The 16,283-nt window shown below is 46.7% G+C and carries 11 protein-coding genes and 1 tRNA gene; 4 read left to right on the forward strand and 8 right to left on the reverse strand.

Translation table 11 applies throughout. The annotated features are described in order from the left end of the window. Positions 1-200: 200 nt before the first annotated feature. A complete protein-coding gene (locus WCK19_RS16965; RefSeq protein ID WP_342398592.1) occupies positions 201-2,318 on the reverse strand; it encodes a hypothetical protein in 2,118 nt (705 codons plus the stop codon). Positions 2,319-2,903: 585 nt separating this feature from the next. On the opposite strand from WCK19_RS16965, the gene WCK19_RS16970 reads away from it, so the two are divergent. After that, complete coding sequence (locus WCK19_RS16970) at positions 2,904-4,694, forward strand: hypothetical protein (protein ID WP_342398593.1); 1,791 nt, start codon at positions 2,904-2,906, stop codon at positions 4,692-4,694. Between the two features lie 150 nt (positions 4,695-4,844). Here the strand turns inward: WCK19_RS16970 and WCK19_RS16975 are convergent, their stop codons facing one another. Further along, the gene (locus WCK19_RS16975) at positions 4,845-6,281 is read right to left on the reverse strand and encodes a hypothetical protein (protein WP_342398594.1); all 1,437 of its coding nucleotides are present in this window, start codon (positions 6,279-6,281) and stop codon (positions 4,845-4,847) included. Positions 6,282-6,564: 283 nt separating this feature from the next. On the opposite strand from WCK19_RS16975, the gene glpX reads away from it, so the two are divergent. From glpX to WCK19_RS16990, 3 genes are all read left to right on the forward strand, one after another. After that, a complete protein-coding gene (gene glpX / locus WCK19_RS16980) occupies positions 6,565-7,566 on the forward strand; it encodes a class II fructose-bisphosphatase (RefSeq protein WP_342398595.1) in 1,002 nt (333 codons plus the stop codon). Positions 7,567-7,624: 58 nt separating this feature from the next. Next, positions 7,625-9,205 carry a glycosyltransferase family 39 protein gene (locus WCK19_RS16985; protein WP_342398596.1) on the forward strand — a complete coding sequence of 527 codons (1,581 nt, stop codon included), beginning with the start codon at positions 7,625-7,627 and terminating at the stop codon, positions 9,203-9,205. A gap of 97 nt (positions 9,206-9,302) precedes the next feature. Next, on the forward strand, positions 9,303-9,746 hold the full coding sequence (locus WCK19_RS16990) for a hypothetical protein (RefSeq protein ID WP_342398597.1): 444 nt from the start codon (positions 9,303-9,305) through the stop codon (positions 9,744-9,746). 143 nt (positions 9,747-9,889) lie between these two features. Here the strand turns inward: WCK19_RS16990 and leuS are convergent, their stop codons facing one another. The 6 genes from leuS to WCK19_RS17020 form a co-directional block, all read right to left on the reverse strand. Beyond that, positions 9,890-12,400: a leucine--tRNA ligase gene (leuS, locus tag WCK19_RS16995; protein ID WP_342398598.1), complete on the reverse strand. Its 2,511-nt coding sequence runs from the start codon at positions 12,398-12,400 to the stop codon at positions 9,890-9,892. A 3-nt stretch (positions 12,401-12,403) separates the two neighbouring features. Next, positions 12,404-12,985, reverse strand: a complete 582-nt coding sequence (locus tag WCK19_RS17000) for an N-acetyltransferase (protein ID WP_342398599.1) — start codon at positions 12,983-12,985, stop codon at positions 12,404-12,406. 120 nt (positions 12,986-13,105) lie between these two features. After that, positions 13,106-13,178: transfer RNA gene (locus WCK19_RS17005), tRNA-Ala, on the reverse strand. Between the two features lie 303 nt (positions 13,179-13,481). Then, on the reverse strand, positions 13,482-13,973 hold the full coding sequence (locus tag WCK19_RS17010; protein ID WP_342398600.1) for an arsinothricin resistance N-acetyltransferase ArsN1 family A: 492 nt from the start codon (positions 13,971-13,973) through the stop codon (positions 13,482-13,484). Between the two features lie 118 nt (positions 13,974-14,091). Continuing rightward, positions 14,092-15,585 (reverse strand): polysaccharide biosynthesis C-terminal domain-containing protein, encoded by a 1,494-nt coding sequence (locus WCK19_RS17015; protein ID WP_342398601.1) that lies wholly within the window; start codon positions 15,583-15,585, stop codon positions 14,092-14,094. A 68-nt stretch (positions 15,586-15,653) separates the two neighbouring features. After that, on the reverse strand, positions 15,654-16,283 hold a 630-nt coding region (locus tag WCK19_RS17020), incomplete at its 5' end, for a hypothetical protein (protein ID WP_342398602.1).

Here is a 16,283-nt window from a genome sequence, read left to right on the forward strand (position 1 = left end):
GTTTGGGCAAGTTGTGGCAACACTTCTTGCCCTTTGGTTTATCTAAACGTCAACTAAATATAGAGCGCATTTATTCCAGATACTTCCTTGACAAGCCCTAGAGGGGATATGTGCCTCTATTTATTCCAGAAAGCCAAGTCACCAATCCCTGTATTATAAAATATTGCCCGCTGTTTGTACTAGCCACCTGCAATATAGAATCAATACAGGCTGAAAGACTCAAAAATCAAATTCATTCCTTCCCCATCCACCTCGAAATTAAGCAGATTTTGCCCATATAATAGATCCATCGGCAAATCAATTGATGTTGCAGTGAGTGGAATGGTTTGAGAAAATATCTGTTTGTTGTTTAGTATAACACTCATTATATGAGGCTTATCTAGGCTACTTACCTGCACATTGAGAGTAGCCTTAAAAGATTGCCGATAAGGGCTGGTGAGGGTCAATACAGCTTGTTTTCCGATGGCACGACTAGCTTTATTATCTAGGAGGATTCTACCACCCCAACCGTCACCCAACTTTGGAAATATTTTTGAAGCGTTTGGAGTAGCGTTGTCCAGCGGTTCAACCCGATACGCCACCAACTCGCTATCCTGATAATACGGCTTACCACTCCCGAATATTTCCTGCATACGTTCGCTGGCAGTTTTCCAGTTTTCCGGCGAATAGTAGTTGGGATGTAATACCACATAACGTATCCCGTTTGCCGAAAGCACGCTTGCCACATTTTCTATACGAGACCAATTGAAAATATCCAAGAGGGGCATATCTTCCAAATCTATTATTTCTCGATTAACCCCAATATTTTCAAAAAAACGATAATTGGTGGGTTTTCGAGAAATATAACCTGTTGTTATTGGGTGTTGGCTGAGAGTTTGAAAATACATAGCCCTAGCGCTAACTGCTTGGGGCAGTTCCACAATAGCAAAATCGTTCCATTTTCCTTCATCTCTGATTTGCTGGTAAAAAGGGGAAATATCTGTATTCACCAGTACACGAGGAATGGGTAAAAATTCAAAGAAGACCAACAGCCCGGCAATTGTCGGTAACACCACGAGTTTCCAGTTTTGTAAGCCTTTTTGCTTATAACGAGTATTCAGCCAAGCAAGTGCATAAGCTGCACATATACTTAGCGACAACATTACCATCAGGGTAAAACGGAGAGGCACACGCAATATATTGCCCAGAGGTATAGTATATAACAGCCGACCAAGTAAAGGCAACCCTTTTTCAGCTTCCCCATTAGCAGCACTCCAGTTTGGGTCGAAAGTAAAATGTGATACCGGTCCCAGCGCTAGCAGAAAGAAAACGAAGGCGATAAAGAACCAGAAACGCGCTTCTTTCCATTTAACAACCAAACCGAATCCGGTTAACCCCAAAACAGTATATCCCAAAAATTGTCCGCGAATATCATCTCCTGCCTGACTTCCGAACAAACCCCATATGGCTGAGGTTCCCGGTCTGAAAAAACCTGCCAAATCAGCAGAATTATATATCACGTTAAAAATTGATTGGCTTGCCTGTGTGCTGCCACCGGCTGCATCGCGCAAGGTAAAAAATAGTAGAGGGGAGACGGGTATTAGCCATAATATTATTACGCTGAAATAGCGACCCGCTAAAATGTGCCATTTTATTTTCCACTCCTTTAAGCTTATAAAACCTTCCCAAAGCAGGTACAGCCCACTGAAAAGCAAGGCATAAAGAGTGTAATACCATGTGGTCAAGGATAGAGCTATCAGGAAAAAGGCACTTAAAATCCGGTTTAGCCATGGTCGCGAGTCACCGCGCATAGTTTTTATGAAAAACAGTGTGAAAAGAGGCAACCATTCAATAGAGGTCAATTCTAGTTGACCGAGATTGAGCAACTCAGCTTGGAGCGGACAAAAACCATAAATAATACCCGCCACAAGTGCGCCGCCAAAATACCCGGTCATATAGAACGTCAGTAGATAGGTGCCATAAGCTGCCACCGTTACTTGTAGAAATTGCACCATTACAAAGGAAGCCGACAACCCAAACAGAGCTTTAAGCGGTATCGCAAGAAAAGCAGTCAAGGGGTTCAGAGCGTGGAAAAAGAGATTAGCCCCATCTGGGTAGAAAAGCGATGGTGTGTAATAGGGGTGCGAATGCCGTTCAAATAGCGAAAAAGTAGTCCACCACTGGTTCCAGAGATGCTGCCACACATCACCACTTCCATTACTGATAATATTTTGACCCAGATGCAACACAGTAGGCCATGTAAAAATAAGCGACCCTAGCAAAAATAATACTAAAGGGAACAGGTGAAAAACCGTAAGCCGTTGCAAGCGGGGTAGCATATGGACTGATAGGGCAACGTTTTGAGAAGACTCTGTTGGAGTGTCTATTTTAGCACCTCGTCAAATATTGATTTGAAAACCGATCCACAAAAGCGAGGATTTGAAATTTGCAGCACCAATGTGGTCAACGCAGAAATAAAGCCAAACACTAAACAAAATTTCTGATTACAACATGCCGCCCAACTTTTGAGGTAATAATAGATTAGAAATTTGAAAAAGTAAAATCGGGATAAATACGGGGTTGGTGCCTAAACCGATTGTGAAGGAGAACACAGTAGCTAATACAGAATAGCAAAGTCTATCTCAGCAAGATAGTATTATTAAATACACTACCTTTAGCAACGATGCAAAAACACAGGTGTAGTGGAAACTACTGAAGCATTCTTGAGCTTACTTTATCATGCACCCAAGGTAAATGGCTCAAACTGTCTCGACTGGTTGAAACAGGCTGGCTTAAGTTAGCTCGGTTTGGTGTTGTCCAAAAACTGGTTGGGTCGGTCCGTATATCCTATTTGGGTTTTGTAAAGGTCCAGATACAAAATCCCCATACGGGCTTTCTGGACACTGGAACAGGAGCGCAGCTTTATGAGTATTCAGCTACGTCCCGCTGCACCAGTAATCAACCGTCCCGCCTTAAACAAGGCCGCCGAACTCCATGTGAGAGGCTATAACTGGTATCAGTTATTCGCCTTCCCACGTACCGAAGACCAAATTTTCGGTGGACACCTGATTGTCTCAGGTATGATCGGGGTAATGGTAGCCTTTAATATCGGGAGTGGTATTACAGCGCCGGGAAACTACTTTTTTCTCTCAATCGAGCCGCAACTTTATAACCTCGGCATCGATACTAAAGAGAAGGTGCTGACCTATGCACTGATTCACATAATCAGTGGTCTGGGTCTCATTTTGTTTGGTTGGTGGCATTACCGCAACCGCATCTTGCAAGCTGCGGCTCTAACCTATGCTAAAGCATGGGGCGGTCACCTAATTTACATTGCATGGTGGTGCTTTGCTTGGAACCTGTGGTCGCTGCTGGTTATGCAGCGCGGTCCTGTTCTCTTTGGAATAGGCTTGACCGATGCCGCCCAGAGGCAAGCTAAAATCATTCCGCTCATGAATTTTGACGGTTTCCTATTGTTGCTGGCAACTGCTTTACTTGTAGCTGGTGTAGTTACTTATAGAAAACCGCCAACATTTAACCGACACTTGGAAGACCCGAAAGCACAATTGCACGTCAATCTCATTATATTCGGATGGACGGGTATGCTTTATAGCGCGTTCGCTTGGTTCACCTTCCCCAGAGGAGCGGATGCTTCTCTTGGTCAGTGGAGCGATGTGTCCCTGAACCTATTCGTTTGGAACCATGTAAACTCTTGTGCACTTTATATCATCGGTGGTGTTTTCCACGGCGCTCAATACCTGTGGGATGTACGTGACGATGATACAAAGAATCCTTGGGTTATATCCAAATGGGTCAGGTGGTTCGACAAAGAAGATAGGCAGGTAGATATATCAGTCATATGCTTCTTCTTCGCCTTCTTCACCGGTTTCTCGGCTTGGGGCGTAATGGGCATAAACTCGCTAGTGGACTTCAAGATATTCCCACCGGAATGGTATATTGATTGGCTACGCCCTTACATACTTGAAACCGTCTGGCCCGGTATATTGCATGTCTGGCCCGGCTATCAAACCAGTGTAAGTGATTGGGTATTTGCACACGCCTTAACATCCGGTTTCTTCTTCGTGATGATACCGCTCTCACGTGCGGTCTTCTTCACCAGACGTAGTCCGCTATTTGATGCAAAAGGCATAACCAAACGTAGCTTCGATTATCCTTGTCTTGGTCCCGCTTATGGTGGAACCTGCGGTTTCTCCATCCAGGATCAAATCTGGTTGGCGATGTTGTGGGCTATCAAACCATTGAGCGTCATTGTTTGGTACATGATGGGTGCGTATTTTGGTAGCTTCCAGTACGCTATCAACCCGAAAGACCCCGCCGGACCAACGAGTTTCCCCGGCAGGCCAGGTACTTTGTTCTATATCTTCCAAACTACTAGTAAGATATGGAATGATGGTCATCTAACTATGACCTTATACTATGGTCATTTGATTTGGTTATTAAGCTTTATGTTCTGGTTTATGTATCGTGGTTCGCGTCTGGAAGGTGCGTACATACTATCGCGCTTCCTAAAACGGCACTTTAACATCAATGTTGTGCCTGAGCAATTCGTCACTACTTTGGTGGGTAGCCGTTTCATCGGTACATGCTTTTACTATGGCGGTACTTTTACCTGCATCTTTACCTACCTAGCAGTAGGTTATGCCTGGAGGCCAAATGTCGGGGTGCCAGTTTTAGCACCGCTTCTAGCCCCGTAAGAAAACCCGATGGACTAACTTTCGCTGTTTACCACTTCAACTCAACAACACCCCGCCTACACAGGGCGGGGGTTTTTGTTTCATAGGGCTTTCGCTTGGAACAGAAAAAATGAACCTATACCCCCTTGCCTGAACATCGAAAACCCTATCTCATAATTTTGGACAGATATTTTCCGGCTTGAAAACCGGATTGGCGCTCCCAAAACGGTTCATTGCCTCTATCAAACTGCGATTTTGCTGTGAATAGCTAATCGCCGCTGCACAACCTTCGACCATTGCCGTAGCAGTTGATGGAAATTTGCCAGAACTTACCACACTACTAAAAGCTTTAGCCCAACCTGCATAATTCCCATCCTTCAAGTTTGCTTCCTCCATTACCGCTTTTGCCCTTTCAAGGTCTCCTTTCAAGCCGTATGCAATGCCCAAACGAAACCGTGCAAAAGCAGTGAGTACCTCGCGTTCTTGACGGGCATCTTCAGAAGTCCCCTGAGACTCAACGAACCAGAGTTTGAGAGTGGAATCGGTTAGCGAGCCATTATATAAATCAATCGCTTGGTTTAAATCACCTTTATCCAGAGCCGCATTACCATCCAATACACGATGATAAAGGAAGAAAGAGGTAGCAAAGCGCGTTTCAGCTAACTTCAAACTTTTACTAGTTGCATCCCAGCGCCAATATTCGGAACGAGTGCGCTGCAAACCGGCACTTGACGAATTAATAGCTCCTCCGGTAAGTACAATAGCAGGTAGCGCTCCACCGATAGAGGTTTGTTCAAAACTTAGTTGTGCAGTAGGCATTGAAGGTAGGTCAGCCGTCAGGTCAGTAAACTTACCATTATTCCAGCTTACCGCATGTAACCGCAAAACACAGGTGTTTGAACCACAAGTAAGCTCCGAAAAAACTATATCAGGTAATTTATCGCCAGTGAGATCAATAACCTTCTCTAGTTGTGGGTGTAAAAAATCTTCTTCGGCATCAGGCTTGAGGGTTCGAGAGCGCAAAAAACTAGCATTCCACTGGTTTTTATTGCCCTTTAGCAACAGCAGAAACCCCGCATCTCGTTGAATAGTTGGCACTTCGCTCCAGCTTTCAGCAACAGTCGCCACCAGTTCTAGTTGCCCATCTCCATCCAAATCTGCGGCTTCAACAGAGGTATTTAAACCTATTGCATTCCAGTTTAGCAATAAATCACGAAGGCGATTCTTAGCAATTACCGGGTCTTTGGAAGGTAAGGCATCGGGTTGCTTGTTCAGCCAAACGGCGATACTGCTGGCAAGTTGGTCGGGTTTAGCAATAGTAAACGGTGGTGGGACAGGCAAAGGTTTGATTTCAGGAGTAGAGGTGGGGCGGTAGGTTGGCGTAGGAAATGGAGTCGGAGAGGAGATAGGTATCAAGGTGGGCATAGCAAATACCAGAGTTGGTAAAGGGGCGAGCGGTTGCGGAGTAACTGTAGGTGTAGCAGTAGGATGAGTAACCACTACTACTTGAACAATAGGCGTTTTCTCTTCACCGCATGCCGACAAACAGAGCAAAAGAATTAAGATTAGAATCAAAAGAATTAAGAATTGCGAATTAATCCTTTGCATGCATTTCTCCTACGCTTTTAACGTTGATTGTTCGATAAGTTAAGGTTATTATATAAAACATAATTGGAACTGCGGCAAATCAGGCGTGTTGTTCAATGCCAAAAAATGTTGTGCCAATAAAAAATCCGCCGCAAGCAATGGATATTCAGCCACTTATATTGAGGCTAATACCCGAAGTTACACTGCAAGCGACGGGGAATGTACCGAGAGAGATGTAATGTGTGGACTAAAATTATGTGCAACAATACTTACGTAAACATAAGGTATTGTTAGGAGGAACTGTATGCCTGAAAAAATTGATAGGAATATTTCACTTGAGCTAGTACGTGTAACAGAAGCAGCCGCAATGGCAGCCGCACGTTTAATGGGACGTGGCGATAAGAACAAAGCCGATGGCGCAGCAGTAAGAGCAATGCGTATAGCCTTGGGCAGTATTAGTATGGACGGTACAGTTGTAATCGGCGAAGGCGAAAAAGATGAAGCTCCTATGCTTTTTATCGGTGAGAAAATCGGTAATGGTGAACCGCCCAAAGTAGATATTGCGGTTGACCCGATTGACGGTACTCGCTTACTTTCTCTAGGTTTACCCAATGCAATATCGGTAGTAGCTTTAGCCGAAGCAGGCAGCCTTTATACCAGCCCCGGAATATTTTATATGAATAAAATTGCCGTGGGTCCCAGCGCTAAGGGCGCAATTGATCTGGATAAACCGGTCGAATGGAATTTGAAAAGTATTGCTGAAGCCAAACACCTTCCTTTGGAAGAGTTGACCGTGGTTGTGCTGGATCGCCCCCGTCACGAACAACTAATGCGGGAAATTCGCGAAGCCGGCGCACGTATTAAATTAATCACCGACGGTGATATTGCTGGTGCGCTTATGACCGTACTTGAAGATACGGGCGTGGACGTACTGATGGGTATCGGCGGTTCGCCAGAAGCGGTAGTTACGGCTTGCGCTTTAAAATGTATCGGTGGCGAAATGCAGTGCCGCCCTTACCCACGCCACGAGGAAGACCGACGCAAAGCATTGGCAATGGGCGCAGACTTAAATAAGCTCTACACCATTGATGATTTGGTAGCTTCGGAGCAAGTTTTTGTATCCATTACTGGCATAACTAACGGTGAGTTAGTGGATGGCGTTAAATATTCAGAGCGGCATATAGAAACCCACTCGCTAGTTATGCGTAGCAAATCCGGCACGGTGCGAGACATTCGAGCGCGTCATAGCCTTGATAAGCTTATGGCATATAGCGAAGTAGAATATCTTGCCCCCGACCAGCTCTAAAACACATTATGGCTTGAGCATTCTTTATTGAATGTTCAAGCCAATCCTCTGAATTAAATTGAAACAGAAAATAGCCTCGTTCTGGAATGAAATAAATCCCGACATTGCCGCGCTAGGCTTGGTGCTATTGGGTTTGACGCGGCGTGTAAGCGGATTAGGGGAGCGACCGCTATGGTTTGACGAGGCGATTAGCGCAGTTTACGCCCGTCAGGATATTCCAACCCTCTTTGCCCTTAACAACGGCGATAACCATCCCTTTGGCTATTATTTAACTCTTAAATTCTGGATAGATTTATTCGGCTATAATGATACGACCCTCCGTTTGCTCTCGGTAGTACCGGGGGTAGGAGCAATCTGGTTGGTATGGCTTATCGGTCGCCACCTATTCCCAGAACAACCCATTATCGCTCTAGTAGCAACCTCCATCACTGCACTCAACCCCTTCCAGATATATTTTTCACAGGAAGCCCGTAACTACTCTTTTATGCAATTTTGGGTCTTACTGGCAATCTGGTTCTGGTTGCGAGGCTTGGAAAATTCGCGCTGGTTGGATTGGGTAGGTTTGGGCGTTATCAGTGCGTTGGCTATTATTTATAATTTCACCGGAGCTTTTTACCTAGCGGCTCTTTACCTTTACCCGTTGTTTCGTGCCAAATTCTATTGGGAAAAAGGAATCCTCTTGCGAATGTGGGGGGCAGGGGCAGGTGGAGGGGTAGTAGCGGGAGTTGCCTTGCTTCCCAAACTTACCAGCCGTTTGGACGCAATTAAAAATAATTTCTGGATACCAGAACCTGAACCGCTAATCGTACTTCGTACCTTTTTTACATTTATCTTCGGGGCTGCGCCCGCTGATTTATTTTTATTGGCTTTCGCGCTGGCTTTCGTATTGTTGGCAATAACGCTTGGTATGGCGATTCCGGCATGGTGGCGCGAAAGGCGCGATTCCGGGCTGGCACGCGCCCTGTGGTTGCTATTTGCGCCGATTGGGCTGGTAATTCTTGTTTCGCTGGTATTCCAATCGCTCTATCTGGATAAAGCGCTCATCGCATGCTCGCCGTTTTATTACCTGTTGCTAGGCTGGGTAATTTTCAAGCCGGGTACTCAAAAGTGGGGTGGCGCAATTTTAGTGGGTATTCCGTTGGTCATTGCGCTGTTATGGAGTTCCCTCTATATACCTGATATTTACAACGGCAAACTGCAACCGTTATACATCGCCCGTTATAATGCTAACCAGATTAACACTTACCTTGCACAGCAACCCGCCGAGGCGGTTTTAACTGCCACCGATATTGCGTGGCTGCCGCTGGTCTATTACGGGGCGCAGGCGCTACCGCCCAAATATTCCCTCTCGGATTACCCTACCCCCAACATTTTTCCGTTGCTTGTTGAAAAATTACATTCTGAAACCATTTCCAGCGCAAATGTGGGTAAACGCTTCAAGCGTTTTTGGGTACTATTTGAACTATATCAAGGCGATAACCCGATAACCAAGCCGCGCCCGTTGCCGATTGGGGAAGAGATACCGTGGGCGCACAGCAAAGACTGGCAGGTAAGCCTAATGGCAGATTTCGATAGCAAATACACGCGGGTGCAAGCGGTTGAGTTAGACCGAGTTTTGCTGGTATTATATCAACAGTAAATTCCGATTCTATGCGAAGAAGTGGGGAATTAAATCTCTATACCCCACAAAAAATCAGCGAACCATGAGTAGATAAGTTAGAAAAAAAGAGTTAAGCATGCTGAATAATGAGCCAAACGCAGAAGAGTCTTCGAAACCGTATCCGCAAACAAATGCCAATGCAAAGCAAAAGATTTGGCAGTATAACGATTATAACGACAAGAGCTACAGTTGCCTGTTAAATCTGGTGGTGCTACTGCTGGTGGGTTTATTCTTTGCGTTTTTACTTTTTGTAGTTTTTGGAGGATTCTGTTCCCTTCTGAAAATTCACGGCATGGATGTTTATACACTTGTCCCTTTGATAGTGGCAATTACAGTATTTGGGTTGGCACTTTGGTTCATTATTACCAGACCTCAGAATGAGTCACGCTGGCTTAGGATGTTTCGCCATGGGCTATACATCGGGTTAGGTATTTTCATAGTTGCTCTGTATATGTTATGGACAGTGGATTATGGAAGTATTGGCAGAGTTTTTTCACCTGTCACTAGGGGTTTAAGTTAAAAGAGGTACACTTAAACAGTGTCTAAAAGCTTAGGGTATGGATTACTTTATATAATTATATCTTGATTTATAGATTTTAGAAAAAGTTTTTTGTATAAAAAAAGAGCGAAGCAGCACGCTCCGCCCTTCCGTTTTTCTTCTGGCTACAGCACTATATTCACCAGTTTGCCCGGCACATAGATGATTTTCTTCGGGGTAGCACCGGAGACTGCTGCCGCGATTTTCGGCGCACTCAACACCGTCTGCTTGACCTCTTCCTCGCCCATGTCGGCGGGAATATCAATACGTTCGCGCAACTTACCGTTGATTTGCACCACCAGAGTCACCAAGTCGTCGGCTGCCAATGCCGCATCGTAGATAGGCAGAGTCTCGATATGGATACTGGTTTCGTGTCCGGTAATTTGCCACAACTCTTCGGTAATATGCGGACTCAATGGAGCCAACAACACCAGCATTGTATCCAACGCCTCACGCCAAGCAACGCTGGCTTGAACGGCGGGAGTATCCTGCGCCATCTTTATCAAACCGTTGTTGTATTCCATCAAGCCAGACAGCGCGGTGTTAAACTGCCACGACTCCAAATCTTGCAGCACACGCCGAATCGTTTTGTGTTGCAAACGGCGTACAGCCGCTTCGATTTTAGAATCGACGCTACCGCCCTTGTCGAACGCCACCGTATCTGTCACCAGCGCCCATACGCGGCTTAGGAAGCGGTAGATTCCCCCAATCTGCATCTCGGTAGTGTCTGTCCAGTTACCGCCCTTGTCAAAGGGTCCTAGGAACATTAGGAAGGCACGTACCGCATCTGCCCCATACTGATTAACCAGCACGTCCGGCGCTACTACATTCCCTTTCGACTTGCTCATCTTCTTGCTGTCGCGCAAGATTGTACCTTGATGAAACAGGCGTGTGAACGGCTCTTCAAAGTTCAGGTAGCCCATATCGTGCAGCGCCATCGTAAAGAAACGCGCATACAATAGGTGCATGGTAGCGTGTTCCGCCCCGCCGGTGTATTGGTCAACTGGCATCCACTTTTTAATCAGGTTCGGCTCAAACGCGCCACCATCAAAAAGCGGACTACAATAGCGCAGGAAGTACCACGAACTGCACATGAAAGTGTCCATCGTGTCGGTTTCGCGCCGCGCGGGACCTCCACATTTGGGGCAGGTGGTGTTTACAAACTCAGGGATGTACTTCAAAGGCGATTCCCCGGTAGGCTTAAATTCTACTTCCTCCGGCAACAATACAGGCAACTGCTCTTCCGGCACGGGCTGGATACCGTCAATGTCGCAATAGACCATCGGGATAGGCGCACCCCAATAACGTTGGCGGCTAATCAACCAATCGCGTACACGATAGTTTACTTCCGCATTGCCCAAGCCCTCATGCTCGATATGGTCAATAAATTGCTTGACGGTTTCCTGATTATCCGGCAACCCGTTGAACGCCCCGCTGTTGACCACATGCCCTTCATGTACCAACGCTTCATTCATCGAATCTTCGCTCAAATCGCGATCGTCCGGCATATAGACCAAGCGAATAGGCAGATTGAATTTGCGGGCAAACTCAAAATCGCGCTGGTCGTGAGCAGGAACCGCCATAATTGCGCCTGTGCCATAGCCCATCAGCACATAATCCGAAATCCAAATCGGCACTTTCTCGCCTGTGAAGGGGCTGATTACGTAACTGCCGATAAATACGCCCGATTTCTCGCGGTCGGTGCTTTGCCGCTCGATGTCAGTTTCGCCACGCGCCTTCTCGATGTAAGCATTTACCTCAGCTTGCTTATCGGGTGTAGTCAGCTTTTCTACCAACGGGTGTTCCGGCGCTAACACAAAGAAGGTAATGCCGTACACCGTATCAGGGCGGGTGGTAAATATCGGCAAATCGTATTCCTGACTATCCCAACCGGTAGCCTTGAAATTGACACGCGCCCCTTCGCTGCGCCCAATCCAGTTGCGCTGCATCAGCATAGTTTTTTCGGGCCAGCTAACGTCCTTATACTCTAACAAACGGTCGGCGTAAGCAGTGATGCGGAAGAACCATTGCTCCAAATCACGCTTGTACACCAGTGTGCTGCAACGTTCGCAAGTGCCATCTGCCAGTACCTGTTCGTTTGCCAGTACCGTTTGGCAACTCGGACACCAGTTAACCGGAGCTTTGGCGCGATATGCCAACCCCTTCTCGTACAGCTTCAGGAAGAACCATTCAGTCCATTTGTAATAATCCGGGTTACAGGTAATGACCTCGCGCTGCCAGTCCCAAATACCGCCCATCGTTTTCAATTGTGAGCGCATTTTGGCAATATTGGACAGAGTCCATTTGCGTGCCTGTACGCCACGCTTTATAGCGGCGTTCTCGGCAGGCAACCCGAAGGCATCGAAGCCCAGCGGTTGCATCACATTGTAACCCTTCATCCGCATCAAACGACCAAATACATCTACCCCGGTGTAGTTGTACCAATGCCCGATATGCAAATCACCGCTAGGATAAGGAAACATCACCAAGTTGTAGAATTTAGGGCGAGAATCATCATCAGGGGCATGATTTGCCCCAGCTTCTTCCCATATTTTTTGCCATTTCGACTCAATATCTGTCGGACGATATACCGGCTTTTCCGCCCTGTTTGCTTCAGGTTTTATTTGGGTATCCATAATCTATCTCCGTGAATTTAATTCCAGCGCATATTCTTTTACCTCTAACGCTTGCACTGCACCGCGCGTTTCGGGAAGGTTGATAGCATAATCTCGATAAAACTGGAAGCCCCTCTGTTGATAGAAGGCAATGGCAGGCTGGTTTTGTGCCGCCACAGTCAACCACAAACGGGGCGGTCTATGACCGGATTCAGGGTCAATACCGCGTAGAGTCGCCAGCATTTCATTCAAAAGAGCAGTACCAATGCCACGACCCTGCCACTCTGGCAGGAAATAGAGACGGGTTATTTCTGCATCAGGGTTATAGCCGGGTCGCAACATTACTTCGCAAAAGCCAACCACGCCCGAACAATTCGATTCTGCCACCAAGAACCAATTATCTTTTCCGGCACGGTTCAAAAAATGTTTCAAAGTTTGATCGGAGTAACTGCGCTTGATGAATATAGCGCGAGTCTCAGGCGGAATTATTTGCGAATAAGTGGCATCCCAGCTTATGCGTGCCACATCTCGAACCGCGGGAATATCTGACTCTGTAGCGTACCGGATAGTACAACTCACCAAATCTTGTGTGTCAAATTTAATCATAATTATAAAAACAAAAAACGCCCCGTTCCCATAAGCCAGCCTTAACTGCTTAGGGACGAAAGGCGTTTGACCTTGCGCGGTACCACCCTACTTGATAGAGCCTACGCTTTAATAAAAAGATGGAGATGAGGGGGCTCGAACCCCTGACCCCAACACTGCCAGTGTTGTGCTCTCCCAACTGAGCTACATCCCCATGCAAACGTAGAAGGCGCTATCCGCTTGATTCGGCTATAACGGGCTTTCCCGGCAACGGCTACCTGTGTGGTTTACCATTGCAACTCCCGGACGAGTTCAGCCTTTGCTTGTTTCCTTCCCACCCTCGGAAACTCTCTGTTATGCGGTGGCTTACTGCTTCCGTTCGCAGTTATTAACCTTATTGCGACGGTCTCCCGGCGCATCTAAAATATTATCACAAGCGCATTATTTTTGCAAGCGCAAAATCAGCTTTTTGCATATGGTATAATCTAGGAGCGTTATGATTATGTAAAGTTACTTATCAAGGATTTGCCTCAATCAGCCGCTCTACAATCACCACATCACGCCAGACCCCTTCTAATTTGGCGTGCTTTTCGTAAATGCCAACCTCTCTAAACCCTACCGAGCGCAATAAGCTAAGGCTGGCAGTATTTTCCACAAAAACCCGCGAAACCAATTTCCAGAATCCAGCTTTTGTCGCCGCATATATAAGCGCGTCCAACACCAATTTACCCGCACCGCGCCCTCGTGCTTCACGCGCCACATAAACCGAAAATTCGGCAATGCCGACATAACATTCCCGGTTTTTCCGGTAATCTGAGGTGGAAGCGAAACCGATTACTTTCCCAGCCTCTTCTATCACCACGATTGGATGTTGCTCATCAAACCAGCCCAATATATCTTCAGGGGAACGTGGGCGCGTTTCAAAGGTAGCAATGCGCTCTTCTATACCCTGATTGTAAATCTCGGCAATAGCGAGGGAATCATCGAGTTGGGCTGCTCTTATCTGCACTGTAACCTCTCCTAGTAGTAAATGCTTTTTAAAAGTAAAAGATTTTAAAGGGGGAAATTAGCTGACGTACTTCAGCCTTATGTACGCAACAGAAAGAGTAAGGCGTTTGTATGTAAGGCTAAAATAGGCGTATAAATCTCGCCAAACGCGGCTGTAAATTGGTTATCAATAAGCGGTCGGCAGCTTCCATAGGCTTTATCAGATAAAAAATACCAAACAGGATTGTGACGAAAAACGTGCTACGTACCAGCAAGGTTATTAGTCCGCCATCACCGATAAAGGCGCAAAGCAAGCCCGCTACGGCTACACCACCAGCAATCTTCAGAATATAGGCAAAACCCAACTCCGCGAAAAGCTCTCTCACTAACCACGCTTCAGCAGACCGTGTTAGCACATTTGCCAGAGAGGTGGCAATTACCGCGCCCAACGCTCCATACGAGGGTATGAGTAAAATATCAAGCAGCACATTGAGCAGACCAAATAGCCAACGCAAGCGCACCACATAATTCTGTCGCCCTAATGTATTGATAAAAGCGGGGCAAACGCTTGCTCCCAGCAAAGCCATTAACATCTGTTGAAGTGCAAACAAATTGAGCAGGCTTACTATCGGTTGGTAACGCTCGCCGAAAACCAACGTAACTAACGGCTGCGACACCACCCAAAGCCCTACTACCGAAATGAGATGCAACGGTAGGCTGAAACGGTAGTAGTAGGTAAAATAACGCGCCAACCCTTCCTGACCCTTTTCCAGATAAACGGTAGAAATAATCGAGTTGAGGGAAGCGCCCCACCCTGTAATCAGGTTGTAAATGCGTAAGATTAATAGGGCTGCTAGGCTGTAGTAGGAAACTTCCGCCACATTCGAAGCTAGTAACGCCAACAATATAACGTCAATTTGCCCCAGCAGCCCGATATTGGCTAGTCCAATGAAATATTGCGCCCTACAATAGCGTACCACTTGTCCTATTTTTTCCTGAATTATTGTGCCTTTTTTATTCAGCAAACCGTCCTTTACCAGCAATGTCAGAACCGCTACCACCATACTGGTATTGACCAGCGCTAAACTTGCCAGCAAAATCTCAGCCGTGGGTGGGGTGAACCAGAACCACAACGCCAGTGTCAAAATGTTCACAAGCTGTCCCAGAAAGCGAATCAGGACGATGCGCCCTACCCGAAACGAGGCAATAAAATAAGCGCTTGAAAGGTCGAGCAGGTTATACAAAAGCAACAGAGTAGCCGGTAACCAAGGGGCAACCGCAAAAACAGATTGATTAAGCCAATCGGCAAGCCAATCTTTGCCAAGCAGTAAAAAAAAGAAAGGAGAAGCGGAAGCCAGCAGCATGGCGAATAAGAGACGGCGAAATAACCAGAAAGAGGAAAAGGGGCTTTGCGCCCGCGCTATCGGCAGAAATCTCAATAACCCTTCGGAAAGCCCCATGCCGAATAGCAAGCTGCACAGATTCAGAAGATTAATTACGGTGGTATATGCGCTATAACTGGACTCGGAGAGCCAACGCACCACCAGCACAATAAAGAGCAAGCTCAAGCCTACTTCGCCAAGCCTCCCTAGCTGCGCCCATAACATTGCGCCCAAAAATCTATTATACGTCATCAGTATAAAAATTAAAGGCTGACAGCCAGCCCGAAAGCGTGACTGACAGCCCGAAATTCGGGTTTAGCCTAACTACCTGTAAGGTCTTTGGCATTACCAGTAACGAGAATCACCAAAGTATCGCCAACTTTCAGCTTACCTTTCAAGGAGGAGGCGCCACTCTCAAGTTGCTGAATATCAGAGTCTTTCGAAGCTGTAGCAGCAAGCACCGAAGCCCCATCTGTACCTTTAGTAAATGACAGCATCAGCGTGCCGCTAACAACAGTGTTGCTTGGGCTTGGAGTCCAGCCTTTATCCTTCATTTTACCTTCATAGAAGGTTTTCAGAGCATCAGGTTTTTCAGAAGTTTTATAGAAAGCAAATTTGCCGCCCTTCGGAAAGCCGCTACTATTCTGAAGCGTGGTTTGATCCGCATCGTTCAGACTAAGCTTCTCGGAATTGTTAGGCGCGGGTAAATCTCCCACGCCACTTCCGCCGCCGCCGCCAAGAACGAACACGAACAGGACTACCCCTACAATCGCCACTACCACAACTGCCCCAATAATGCCGATAAGTAAGCCCATTTTGCCTTTTTTAGCAGTAGCCGCGGCAGCACCATAGGGTGGAACGCCATATTGCTGTGGTTGGTCGTAGCCTCCATATGCTGGTTGGGCAGGTGGTACCGCCTGACCGTAACCGCCACCATATTGCTGCTGTGC

This window comes from Candidatus Chlorohelix sp. (assembly GCF_037138995.1).
Taxonomy (GTDB): Bacteria; Chloroflexota; Chloroflexia; order Chloroheliales; family Chloroheliaceae; genus Chlorohelix.

What these genes read in the sequence shown, in the direction of transcription:
- WCK19_RS16965 (WP_342398592.1), bottom strand. Translation starts at nt 2,318, where the DNA reads ATGCTACCCCGCTTGCAACGGCTTACGGTTTTTCACCTGTTCCCTTTA.
- WCK19_RS16975 (WP_342398594.1), bottom strand. Translation starts at nt 6,281, where the DNA reads ATGCAAAGGATTAATTCGCAATTCTTAATTCTTTTGATTCTAATCTTA.
- WCK19_RS16990 (WP_342398597.1), top strand. Translation starts at nt 9,303, where the DNA reads ATGCTGAATAATGAGCCAAACGCAGAAGAGTCTTCGAAACCGTATCCG.
- WCK19_RS17000 (WP_342398599.1), bottom strand. Translation starts at nt 12,985, where the DNA reads ATGATTAAATTTGACACACAAGATTTGGTGAGTTGTACTATCCGGTAC.
- glpX (WP_342398595.1), top strand. Translation starts at nt 6,565, where the DNA reads ATGCCTGAAAAAATTGATAGGAATATTTCACTTGAGCTAGTACGTGTA.
- WCK19_RS16970 (WP_342398593.1), top strand. Translation starts at nt 2,904, where the DNA reads ATGAGTATTCAGCTACGTCCCGCTGCACCAGTAATCAACCGTCCCGCC.
- leuS (WP_342398598.1), bottom strand. Translation starts at nt 12,400, where the DNA reads ATGGATACCCAAATAAAACCTGAAGCAAACAGGGCGGAAAAGCCGGTA.
- WCK19_RS17015 (WP_342398601.1), bottom strand. Translation starts at nt 15,585, where the DNA reads ATGACGTATAATAGATTTTTGGGCGCAATGTTATGGGCGCAGCTAGGG.